Here is an 8,718-nt window from a genome sequence, read left to right as displayed (position 1 = left end):
GTCTCGGCATCGAGACCAAGGGCGGCATCATGACCAAGCTCATCGAGCGCAACACCGCCATCCCGACCAAGCGCAGCGAGACCTTCACGACCGCCGATGACAACCAGCCGTCGGTGGCCATCCAGGTCTTCCAGGGCGAGCGCGAGTTCACCCGCGACAACAAGCCGCTGGGCACGTTCGAGCTGACCGGCATCGCGCCGGCTCCGCGCGGCATCCCGCAGATCGAGGTCACCTTCGACATCGACGCCAACGGCATCGTGCACGTGTCCGCCAAGGACAAGGGCACCGGCAAGGAGCAGTCGATGACGATCACCGGCGGCTCGTCGCTGCCGAAGGACGACATCGAGCGCATGGTGCGCGAGGCCGAGGAGCACGCCGCCGAGGACAAGAAGCGCCGCGAGGCCGCCGAGGTGCGCAACCAGGCCGAGACCCTGTCGTACTCGATCGAGAAGCTCATCAAGGACAACGAGGACAAGCTCCCCGAGGACGTCAAGACCGAGGTGCAGGCCGACGTCGACGCGCTCAAGAGCGCGCTGGCCGGCGAGGACGACGACGCCGTGAAGAACGCGTTCGACAAGCTCAGCCAGAGCCAGACGAAGCTCGGCGAGGCGATCTACGCCTCCTCGCAGGCATCCGCGGCGCAGGATGCCTCGGGCGATGCACCCGCGGACTCGGCGGCCGAGGGCGCGTCCTCGGAGGAGGACGTCATCGACGCCGAGGTCGTCGACGACGAGGACGAGAAGAAGTAGGACGCATGACCGACAAGGACTTCGAAGAGCCGATCGACGAGGTCCCCGGCGAGCAGGGGTCGGAGGCGACAGCCTCCGACCCCGACCCGCAGGGGGAGCCGCTCACGGTGGAGGACATCCTCGGCGCCGAGCAGACGGAGGATGCCGCGGCGGCCGAGGACGCCGTCATCGCCGACCTGGAGACGACGCTGCTGACCGACCTCAAGCGGCTGCAGGCGGAGTACGCCAACTACCGTCGCCGCACCGAGGAGCAGCGGGAGCTGGAGATCGAGCGGGCCAAGGGCGCCGTCGTCAAGGGGCTCGTGCCCGTGCTCGACGACCTCGACCGCGCGCAGAAGCACGGCGATCTGGAGGACGGCACGCCCTTCGCGGCCATCGCCGAGAAGGTGCGCGGCGTCGTGGAGCGGCTCGGCGTGGTCGCCTACGGGGCCGCCGGCGAGGCGTTCGACCCGCTGCAGCACGAGGCCATCTTCCAGGCGCCGACCCCCGGGGTCACCGAGCCGACGATCCTCGAGGTCGTCGAGGTCGGCTATCGTCTCGGCACCACCGAGCTTCGCCCCGCGAAGGTCGTCGTCGCCGTCCCGGCCGAGTAGGAGGCATCCATGGCCAGTCAGGACTGGTTCGACAAGGACTTCTACAAGACGCTGGGCGTCTCGAAGGACGTCTCCGACGCCGAGTTGAAGAAGACCTATCGCAAGCTCGCGCGCAAATACCACCCCGACTCCAATCAGGGGAATGCCGCGGCCGAGGCGAAGTTCAAGGAGGTCAGCGAGGCGTATTCGGTGCTCTCCGACAAGGAGCAGCGCGAGGAGTACGACCAGCTGCGCGCGATGGGCTCCGGCGCCCGCTTCACCGCGAGCGGCCAGGGCGCGGGCGGCTTCGAGGACGTCTTCAGCCGTTTCGGGCAGGCCCGCGGCGGCGGATACCAGCAGGCCGACTTCGACGACATCTTCGCGATGTTCGGGCAGCAGGGCGGCGGCTTCGGGTCGGGGCGCTTCGGCCAGTCCACCGGAGGCTTCCGCGGCTACGGTGGTCCGCAGCGCGGCGCCGACGTCACCGCGCGCACGACGATCGACTTCGTCACCGCGACCAGGGGCGAGACCATCACGCTCCAGGGCGAGGACGGCAAGCCCTTCAAGGTGAAGATCCCCGCCGGGGTCTCCGACGGCCAGAAGATCCGGCTGCGCGGTCGGGGACGTCCGTCGCCGGACGGCGGCGAGCCGGGTGACATCGTGGTGGCGGTCACGGTGCGCCCGCATCCGGTGTTCACGCGCGAGGGACTGAATCTGCGCGTGACCGTGCCGGTGACCTTCACCGAGGCGGCCCTGGGCGCGACGATCGAGGTGCCGACGCTCGGCGGCGACCCGGTGAAGCTCCGCGTCGCGCCGGGAACGCCCTCGGGTCGTGTGCTGCGCGTCAAGGGCCGCGGGGTCAGCACGGGCAAGGGCACCGGCGACCTCCTCGCCGAGGTGCAGGTCGTCGTGCCCTCGCACCTCGACGGGGCCGCGCGCGAGGCGCTGGAGAGGTTCCACGAGCTGGAGCCGACCGAGAACCCGCGGGCGGACCTGCTGAGCAGGGCGCGGGGCTGACGCGCGAGGAGGTGGCGACGGATGCCGGAGGAGAACATCGACGAGGACGCCCCGATCCTCGCGATCGCGGTGGCCGCTGAGCTGGCCGGCATGCACCCGCAGACCCTGCGGCAGTACGACCGGCTCGGCCTGGTGGTGCCGGCGCGCACTCAAGGCGGCTCGCGCCGTTATTCCCTGCGCCACGTCGCACAGCTGCGCGAGGTCGCGCGGCTGTCGGTGGGCGGCATGAGCCTCCCGGCGATCGCCCGCATCCTCGATCTGGAGGACCAGGTGCGCACGCTCCGCCGTCAGGTCGTCGAGCTGGAGCAGCGGCTGCGCGCCGAGACCAGTCAGCGTCCTGGCGCGCGTGTCTTCGCCGCGGGCGCCAGTGGTGCGGTCGTGACGCTTCGACGCGGCACGCGCGTGCGTCGCGCGACCGACGTCGTGCTGTGGCGCCCGAGGCAGTGGGTCGAGGTCGATGTCGACGAGGATGACGAGCCGCTCCGCGACCCCGACCGCCCCTGACCCCGTCCCGACCTGGCCCCGTCCCGACCTGGCCCTGTCCCGACCTGACCCTGTCCCGACCTGGCCCCGTCCCGACCTGGCCCCGTCCCCTCCTGACCCTGTCCCCTCCTGCTCCCGGCCGCGAGTCACTGCCCTAATGCCGAGTCACTGTGCTGGAGAGCAGTGACTCGCAGATAGGGCAGTGACTGGGTGCCGCGGAGGTAGTGGCTCGGTGCGGAGTCGCTGTGACCTTGCCCCCGGCTCGGCGCCCTGGGCTCGGGTGCAGTGCTTTGGTCTCCCGAGTCAATGCTCTTCTCCCGAGTCAATGCTCTTCTCGCGAGTCAATGCTTTCTCGCGAGTCAATGTGCTGGAGGGCAGTGACTCGATGTTGGGGCAGTGACTCGGCATGCGGGGCAGTGACTCGGCCGCGGGGGCAGTGAGTGGGCCGCGGGGGCAGTGAGGGGCGCGGATGCCAGGGATCGGGGCGCCGCGGGAGGGGTCAGGGGTCGATGCGCAGCACGCGCGCGGACTCGCCGACCGTGAGGTCGTCGGCGAGACGCAGCGTGCGCGCCAGGTCGTCGACCGCGCCGAGCACGGTGCCGAAGCGCTCGCGGTCGGAGCACACCGCGGTCAGCGTGACGAACGAGCCGCCGGTGTCCCACGTGTAGGTGGCGAACGGTGGCGTGCGCGCGTCCGCGGGCAGGGGCATGGCGAGCTTCTCGCCGATGCCGAGATACGTGCCGCGGAACTCCTCGGTGTCGTCGTACTCCATCGGCATCATGGCGCGCGCGGCGCGCAGCTGCGGCGTGGCCTCCTGAACCTGGGCCATCGCGACCAGGAGTTCCGGATCGGCCCGCCACACCCACACGAGCACGCGACCCGCGGCTTTTCGCATGAGCAGCGGCGCCGCCTGGCTCATGGCCCACGCGGCGAAGCCGCTGCCGCGCCGCTCGGTCTGTCCCAGGGCCGCGTTCGCCTGGGTCAGCAGCATCCTGATCGCGCGTTTTCGGGCGCGCCGGCCGGACGGGCCGAACGAGTCGGTCACGGCGACCCAACGGGCGGGGTCGGCGTCGGCCTGAAGACGGGGCATGACCACAGCGTACGGGGCGCAGCTCCCGTCGGCGGCTCTCGCGTGGGATGCTGTATTACTCACGCGATCAGGGGGGACCGTGGAACTTCGCGACTACATCGCGCTCGTGCGAGCGCACTGGGCGGCGATCGTCGTGGCCACGGTGCTCGGCGCCGCGCTCGCCTTCGGCTGGACGCTCCTTCAGCCGCGCGTGTACACGGCCGATGCGTCCGGCTGGATCTCCACCGGCGAGGCCTCGAGCCTGTCCGAGGCGTCGGTGGGGGACTCGTTCGCGCGGGCGCGGGCCGCCAGCTATGTCGACATCGCCAAGAGCCGCGCCGTGGCTGAGTTCGTCATCGACGAGCTCGGGCTCGACGTGGCCCCGGACGAGCTGGTCAGGCGCATCTCGGTCACGAGGCCCATCGACTCCGTCACGATCAGGGTGACCGCCGATGCCGAGAGTCCGCAGGCGGCGAGCGCGCTGGCGAACGCCTGGATGCGGGGGCTCGTCCGCCAGGTGACGGTACTGGAGAACCAGGGCGATCTGGCCGACCTCGGGGGCGCCACCGGCGGCGCATCGGTCGTCGGTCTCGTGCCGGTCGACTCGGCCGAGCTCCCGGCCGCCCCGACCTCGCCCAACGTCAGGCTCGCTCTGGCGATCGGCGGGCTCCTGGGCCTTGCGGCGGGCGTCGTGTACGCCCTCGTGCGGCGCTCGGTCGATCGTCGCGTACGCACCGCCGACGGGGTCGAGCGCGAGCTGGGGGTTCCGGTCCTGGGCGCCATCCCGATCAACAAGCGTCTCTCGGCGGGCGACCGGGTCGGCGCGGCGCAGTTCGACGGCGCACGCCTCGGCGGAAAGGACGGCGAGGTCGCCGTCACCGAGTCGATCCGGCAGCTGCGCACGAACCTCCGCTACATGAACATCGACGATCCGCCGCGGGTGATCGTGGTCACCTCGCCGCTTCCCGGCGACGGCAAGTCGACCGTCGCGGCCAACCTCGCTCTGGCGATGGCGGCAGGCGGACAGCGGGTGCACCTCATCGACGGCGATCTGCGCCGTCCGACGGTGGCGGCCTCGTTCGGCCTGCCGGAGGGCGCGGGGCTGACCGACGTGCTGGTCGGGACGGCGAGCCTCGCCGACGTCGCGCAGCCCATCGGCTCCGACGGCAACCTGACGGTGCTCAGCGCCGGGCACACCCCGCCCAACCCGACCGAGCTGCTCGGCTCGCAGCGCATGCGCGCGCTGCTGGACGAGCTGGCGACGGATGCCACCGTGCTCATCGACGCGCCGCCCCTGCTTCCGGTCACCGACGGGGCGGTGCTGGCGGCGAACACCGATGGGGCCCTGGTCGTGGTATCCGCCGGCAAGACCACCTACGAACAGCTCGCCAAGGCGCTCAGCCACCTCGAACGCGTCTCCTCGAGGCCGCTGGGCATCATCCTCAACCGCGTCTCACCGCGCACGGGCGAGTCGATGGGCTCCTACCGCTACGACTACTCGAGCCGGCCGGAAGAGGGGAGGGCCGCGCCGATGTGACGGCGTGTGCTATCGTTCACGACCGGGGGTAGGAATGAGTAAAAGTCCAGATCGGCGTGCGTCCGTGACATCGCGGCGCACCCTGTTGAAAGGCGCCGCATGGTCGGTGCCGACGGTGGCTGCGATGGTCGTCGCACCGTACGCGGCGGCGACCACGCCCGCTCCGGCGTGCGCGGACGGACAGCAGTCCCTCACGTACGAGGTCGACGACGTGAACAAGACCATCATCGTGCGCAATTCGGCGAGCTGTGTCTACACGGGCACTCTGACCGTGCTTCATGGCACGTACAAGTTCCCGGCCAGGACCATCGGTCCGTTCGCGTTCGACGGCAACACGGGGAAGTCGCAGGTCGCCTCGGGCAAGATCCTGATCGGCGTCGATCTCGGCACGCGCACCATCGGCGCCAACACGTCGATCGTGATCCCGATCACCATCGTCCCCGATCAATACGGAACGTTCGACTCGACCCTTCCGTACTCGAACACCGACAACATCTTCGTCCGCGACGGCAGCGCTACCGGCACCAATATCGCGCACGGCGGCGCCTACGTGCTCACGAGCTACTGCGCGACCACTCCCTACTCGAGCAACAAGCTCACGCTCTGGTAGCGGCCCCGAGCGCGCCGTTCCGGGAGCCGCACGAGCCGTCCTCCCGGCGCCCCTGAGCCCCTCGGGTAGACTCGGGGAGGCGAGCCCACGAAGCGCGCCTCCCGACACAGAATGGCCATGCGCATCCCGTGACCGAATCCGCGACGCCCTCCGACACCCCCGCCGAGGCCCGCCGACCCCTGACGATCGTGATGGCGTGCGACACGTTCAAGCCCGACGTCAACGGGGCCGCCCGGTTCGCCGAGCGCCTCTCCGCGGGCCTGGCCGCCCGGGGCCACGACGTGCACGTGCTGACCCCGAGCGTCGGCTATTTCAACAGCGGCACGTTCGTCGAGGAGGTCGAAGGGCAGCCGATCACCGTGCACCGCCCGCCCGGGGTGCGGTGGTACCCGCACGACTGGCTCCGCTTCGTGCTGCCCTGGCGCGCGAAACACTACGCGCGCAAGCTCCTCGATGAGGTGCCGGCCGATGTCGTGCACATCCAGTCGCACATCATCCTGGGGCGCGGCTTGACCAGGATCGCCCACCAGCGCGGCATACCCGTGATCGCCACCAATCACGTGATGGCCGAGAACCTCATCGACTTCACGACACTGCCGCCGTTCCTCGATAAATACGCCATCCAGCTCGCCTGGAACGACGCGCGGCGCACGTTCGAGATGGCGCGCGCCGTGACCACCCCGACGCGCCGCGCGGCGGAGTTCCTCGAGCGCACGATCGACATCCACGGCGTCATTGCGATCAGCTGCGGCATCGAGAAGCGCAACTACACGCCCGATCTCACTCCGCGCCCGCACCGGAGGGTGCTGTTCGTGGGCCGGCTCACGACCGAGAAGCACGTCGAGGTGACGCTCAAGGCGGTGGCCAAGCTCGCGCCGGAGCTCGACGTGGTGTTCGACGTCGTCGGCGGCGGCGACCAGCACCGCAACCTCGAACTGACCGCGCAGCAGCTCGGCATCCAGGACCGCGTGACCTTTTACGGACGCACGTCGGAGGAGGAGCTGCGCGCGGCGTACACCCGCGCGGACGTTTTCGCCATCGCCTCGATCGCGGAGCTGCAGTCGATCGCGACGATGGAGGCGATGGCATCCGGCCTGCCGATCGTGGCTGCGGATGCCGTGGCCCTCCCGCACCTCGTTCAGGACGGCGTCAACGGCTACCTGTTCGAGCCGGGCAACGTCGACGACCTCGCCGACAAGCTCCGCCGCGTCCTCACCGCCTCGCCCGAGGAGTACCTCGCGATGCAGCAGGCCTCGCTCGCCGGCGTCGAGGTGCACGACATCGAGCGGACCCTCGACACGTTCGAGAAGCTGTATCGCGGCGAGCCGCTGGGGGGCTGAGTCGTGCGGCTGTTCTTCGACGCGCGCTACCTCCGCACCGACTTCCACGACGGGATCAGCCGGTTCTCGCACGAGCTGGCGCACGCGCTCGCCACGGCGACCGCGGGCACCGACGTCGAGGTGACGTTCGTGGTGCACGACCCGGCCCAGCTCGCGCTGCTGCCCGAAGGCGTCGCGCACGTGCGCATCCACGCGCCGACCTCGGTGATCGAGCCGCTGACCGCGCGCGTGCTGAACCGGCTCGCGCCCGACGTCGTGTACTCGCCGATGCAGACGATGGGCTCGGCCGGGCGGCGGTTCGGGCTCATCCTCACGCTGCACGACACGATCTACTACCGGCACCGCACGCCGCCGCGCGACCTGTCCTGGGGGGTGCGGCTGCTGTGGCGCCTGTTCCACCTCAGCTACCTGCCGCAGCGGCTGACCCTGAACGCCGCCGATGTCGTGGCGACCGTGAGCGAGACGAGCAAGCGGGAGTTCGAGCGGGTGCGGCTCACGAAGCGGCCGATCGTGGTGCTCCCCAACGCTCCGCAGCGGCTCGCCGACCTGCTGCCCGGCTCCGCGTCGCCGGGCGCGGGAGCGCCGGTGAACCTCGTGTACATGGGCTCGTTCATGCCGTACAAGAACGTGGAGACGCTCGTGCGCGCCATGGCCTGGCTCCCCGGGCGCACGCTGCACCTGCTGAGCCGCATCTCGCCGGCGCGCAGGGCCGAGTTGGAGGCGCTGGTGCCGGTGGGCGCCTCGGTCGTCTTCCACGGCGGCGTGACCGACGAGCGCTACGCCGAGCTGCTCGCGGACGGCGGGGTGCTCGTCACGGCGAGCCTCGACGAGGGGTACGGGCTGCCGGTGGCCGAGGCGCTCGCCCTGGGGGTTCCCGCCGTGGTCAGCGACCTGGAGATCTTCCACGAGGTGGCGGGGGACGGGGCGCTGTACGTGCCGGCGACGGATGCCGCGGCCTTCGCCGCCGCCGTCCGCTCGCTCGACGACGACGCCGCGCGCGCGGAGGTCGTCGCGGCGGGTCGCGAGCACATCGCACGGTTCACGTGGGAGGAATCCGCCGCGCGGCTTGTCGAGGCCGCACGCGGGGTGGTCGCGGCGCGCCGGGCTCGCGCGCGGCGCTGAGCCTGCGCGTGCGCTGATGCGCGGCGTTGCTGCTGCGCGGGGGCCTGCTCTGGCTGAGTGGGCGCATATTGCCGCGCTGGCGCGGCTGCGCGACACTTTGCGTCAGGTGAGGGGTGGGTCTCGGCTTCCGTGTGCGTTGGGTGGGCGCATATTGCCGCCGGGGTGCGGCGGGTTCAAGCTGCTATTGCAACGTTGATTTCGTTTCGTAGTGTCTCACTC

The 8,718-nt window shown here is 70.7% G+C and carries 9 protein-coding genes; 8 read left to right on the top strand and 1 reads right to left on the bottom strand.

The features are described from left to right. From QM641_RS12220 to QM641_RS12205, 4 genes are all read left to right on the top strand, one after another. The coding region (locus QM641_RS12220; protein ID WP_415116869.1) for an Hsp70 family protein at positions 1-749 on the top strand (749 nt) is incomplete at its 5' end. A 5-nt stretch (positions 750-754) separates the two neighbouring features. Beyond that, positions 755-1,342, top strand: coding sequence for a nucleotide exchange factor GrpE (locus QM641_RS12215; RefSeq protein ID WP_415116867.1), 588 nt, complete (start codon positions 755-757; stop codon positions 1,340-1,342). Positions 1,343-1,351: 9 nt separating this feature from the next. Next, a complete protein-coding gene (locus QM641_RS12210) occupies positions 1,352-2,338 on the top strand; it encodes a DnaJ C-terminal domain-containing protein (protein ID WP_415116865.1) in 987 nt (328 codons plus the stop codon). A 21-nt stretch (positions 2,339-2,359) separates the two neighbouring features. Next, positions 2,360-2,842 carry a heat shock protein transcriptional repressor HspR gene (locus QM641_RS12205; protein WP_415116863.1) on the top strand — a complete coding sequence of 161 codons (483 nt, stop codon included), beginning with the start codon at positions 2,360-2,362 and terminating at the stop codon, positions 2,840-2,842. 478 nt (positions 2,843-3,320) lie between these two features. Here QM641_RS12205 and QM641_RS12200 read toward each other — a convergent pair whose 3' ends face one another. Further along, the gene (locus QM641_RS12200; RefSeq protein WP_415116861.1) at positions 3,321-3,911 is read right to left on the bottom strand and encodes a hypothetical protein; all 591 of its coding nucleotides are present in this window, start codon (positions 3,909-3,911) and stop codon (positions 3,321-3,323) included. On the opposite strand from QM641_RS12200, the gene QM641_RS12195 reads away from it, so the two are divergent. From QM641_RS12195 to QM641_RS12180, 4 genes are all read left to right on the top strand, one after another. After that, positions 3,910-5,427 (top strand): polysaccharide biosynthesis tyrosine autokinase, encoded by a 1,518-nt coding sequence (locus QM641_RS12195; protein WP_415116859.1) that lies wholly within the window; start codon positions 3,910-3,912, stop codon positions 5,425-5,427. The two genes, QM641_RS12200 and QM641_RS12195, sit on opposite strands and share 2 nt — an antisense overlap. Before the next feature lie 64 nt (positions 5,428-5,491). Next, positions 5,492-6,037 (top strand): hypothetical protein, encoded by a 546-nt coding sequence (locus QM641_RS12190; protein WP_415116857.1) that lies wholly within the window; start codon positions 5,492-5,494, stop codon positions 6,035-6,037. Positions 6,038-6,165: 128 nt separating this feature from the next. Further along, a complete protein-coding gene (locus QM641_RS12185) occupies positions 6,166-7,377 on the top strand; it encodes a glycosyltransferase (RefSeq protein WP_415116855.1) in 1,212 nt (403 codons plus the stop codon). Between the two features lie 3 nt (positions 7,378-7,380). Continuing rightward, complete coding sequence (locus tag QM641_RS12180; protein ID WP_415116853.1) at positions 7,381-8,499, top strand: glycosyltransferase; 1,119 nt, start codon at positions 7,381-7,383, stop codon at positions 8,497-8,499. Positions 8,500-8,718 lie beyond the last annotated feature (219 nt).

It is taken from the genome of Microbacterium sp., from assembly GCF_047605725.1.
In the GTDB taxonomy this organism is placed as follows: Bacteria; Actinomycetota; Actinomycetes; order Actinomycetales; family Microbacteriaceae; genus Microbacterium.
This window is presented reverse-complemented; position numbering and strand designations above follow the sequence as displayed.

What these genes read in the sequence shown, in the direction of transcription:
- QM641_RS12215 (WP_415116867.1), top strand. Translation starts at nt 755, where the DNA reads ATGACCGACAAGGACTTCGAAGAGCCGATCGACGAGGTCCCCGGCGAG.
- QM641_RS12210 (WP_415116865.1), top strand. Translation starts at nt 1,352, where the DNA reads ATGGCCAGTCAGGACTGGTTCGACAAGGACTTCTACAAGACGCTGGGC.
- QM641_RS12205 (WP_415116863.1), top strand. Translation starts at nt 2,360, where the DNA reads ATGCCGGAGGAGAACATCGACGAGGACGCCCCGATCCTCGCGATCGCG.
- QM641_RS12195 (WP_415116859.1), top strand. Translation starts at nt 3,910, where the DNA reads ATGACCACAGCGTACGGGGCGCAGCTCCCGTCGGCGGCTCTCGCGTGG.
- QM641_RS12200 (WP_415116861.1), bottom strand. Translation starts at nt 3,911, where the DNA reads ATGCCCCGTCTTCAGGCCGACGCCGACCCCGCCCGTTGGGTCGCCGTG.